Source organism: Aminobacter sp. P4_H6_2, from assembly GCF_056400805.1.
The window spans coordinates 1-2,062 of sequence record NZ_JBFUKO010000814.1 but is presented as its reverse complement, the minus strand read 5'-3'; the positions used below and the strand labels follow the sequence as shown (position 1 = coordinate 2,062).

Below are 2,062 nucleotides of genomic sequence, written 5' to 3'. Positions count from 1 at the left end.
CTGCAGGGAGATGGCGATGTCGTCGAGCAAGGCACCGCCGACGACGCCTTTCCACAGTGCCGCGACGATGGCGTCGAGCGGTGGGATGACCGCAGGGTTGATCCAGCCCCTGGTGCTGGAAATGTGCCAGAGCGCGAGGAAGCCGAGCAAAACGCCGTAGCGTGACAGGAAGCGCGCCGCTGCCTGGCCGCTGCGCTGTACGTATTCGATGCCGGCCGTGCCGTCGCTGATGCCCGCGCCGATGACGGTCGGCTGCTCTATGTGCTGCAAACTCATCGTCTTCTCCTTTGCGATTATTCGGCGGCCTGCAGCGAGCTGCGGCTCAAGGTCCAGGGGTTCACCGGGCGTGGCAGGCCGAGATTGTCGCGCAGCGTGCGGCCCTCATAGGCGGTGCGGAACAGGCCCCGGCGCTGAAGCTCGGGCACCACGAGATCGACGAAGTCGTCGAGCGCACCCGGCAGCCATGGCGGCAGGATGTTGAAGCCGTCGGCGGCTTTGTTGTGGAACCATTCTTCGAGCTGATCGGCGACCTGGGTGGCGCTGCCAACAACCGTGTAGTGGCCGCGCGCTGTCGCCACCCAGTGGTAGAGTTCGCGGATGGTGAAGTTATGCTCGTCGGCGATCTGGCGGAGCAGCGCCTGGCGGCTCTTCATGCCTTCGGTTTCCGCGCTCTTGGGCAGCGGCCCGTCGAGCGGATAGCCCCTGATGTCGAGGGTGCCGCCGGTCAGCCCGTTGAGAAGCGCGACGCCGTCCTCGGGCAGGATCAGCTCATTGAGCTTGTCGTATTTGGCGCGGGCTTCGTCTTCGGTGCGACCGACGAAGGGGGCGACGCCAGGCATGATCAGAACATGTTCAGGGACGCGGCCCTCGGCGATCACGCGAGCTTTGATGTCGCGATAGAACTCCTGCGCCGAAGCGAGGTTCTGGTGCGCAGTGAAGATGACTTCGGCCGAAAGCGCTGCCAGCCTGCGCCCGTCCTCGGACTGGCCGGCCTGGACGACGACTGGATGCCCTTGCACCGGACGGGGCACGTTGAGCGGTCCCTTGACGGCGAAATGCGCGCCCTTGTGGTCGATGTCGTGGACCTTGGCGGGATCGTAGAAACGCCCCGTCTGCTTGTCGCGGATGAAGGCGTCGTCTTCCCAGCTGTCCCACAGCGCCTTGACGGCATCGACGTGCTCCCTGGCACGGGCATAGCGGTCGGCATGGTCGGGCTGTTTGTCGCGATTGAAATTGCGCGCCGTTTCGTCGCCGGCGGATGTGACGACATTCCAGCCGGCGCGGCCATTCGACAAAAGGTCGAGCGAGGCAAATTTGCGGGCGAGCGTATAAGGCTCTTCGTAGGTGGTGGAGGCGGTGGCGATGAAGCCCAAATGCGTGGTCAGCGGTGCCAGCGCCGCAAACAGCGTGACCGGCTCGAAGCCGGCGATCTTGGCGTTGCCGCCTTCGCGTCCGCCGAGGCCGACTGACAGATTGTCGGCCAGGAAATAAGCGTCGAACAGGCCGCGCTCGGCGGTAAGTGCGAGCTCGGTGTGAAAGGCGAAATTGGTCGCGCCGTCGGCAGGCGAGCCGGGATGACGCCAAGCGGCAATGTGCTGTCCGCCGCCGGGCAGGAAGGCGCCAAGTTTGATCTGTCTGGTCATAACGATCTCCTTGTGAAGACGACAAAGGTCGATCCGGCGGCGAAGGCCGCAGGTTGGTCAGGTCGGATGAGTTTTTTGCTGGTTTGCGGCCTGGGCTCAGGCGGCCAAGGAAACGCTAGTGCGTGCCTGCACGACCCGACAGGCCTCGTCGACCGCCTGCTGGGCACGGGAGCGGATGGCTTCGGACACAATCACACCGTCAGCGAAATCCCTGTCGGAAGCGTAGATGGCGGTCGGGATTGTCAGCGCCTCGAAGAAGCCGAAGAGCGGGCGAAGCTGGTGTTCGACGATCAGCGAATGGCGCTCACCGCCACCAGTCGCGGCCAAAATGACAGGCTTGCCTTTCAGCGAGGTTGGGTCGAGCAGGTCGAAGAAATGCTTGAACAGGCCGGTGTAGCTGCCTTTGATGGTGGGCGCAC

2 protein-coding genes and 1 pseudogene are annotated in these 2,062 nt (G+C 64.3%); all 3 read right to left on the bottom strand.

Going from position 1 to position 2,062, the window contains the following annotated elements; all coding sequences use genetic code 11:
* A pseudogene (locus tag AC1DUU_RS30490) lies at positions 1-276 on the bottom strand (ABC transporter permease); the annotation flags it as partial.
* 17 nt (positions 277-293) lie between these two features.
* Positions 294-1,643: an LLM class flavin-dependent oxidoreductase gene (locus AC1DUU_RS30485; protein WP_476787047.1), complete on the bottom strand. Its 1,350-nt coding sequence runs from the start codon at positions 1,641-1,643 to the stop codon at positions 294-296.
* Between the two features lie 96 nt (positions 1,644-1,739).
* Positions 1,740-2,062: NAD(P)H-dependent oxidoreductase (locus AC1DUU_RS30480; protein WP_476787046.1), on the bottom strand; the 323-nt coding region annotated here is incomplete at its 5' end.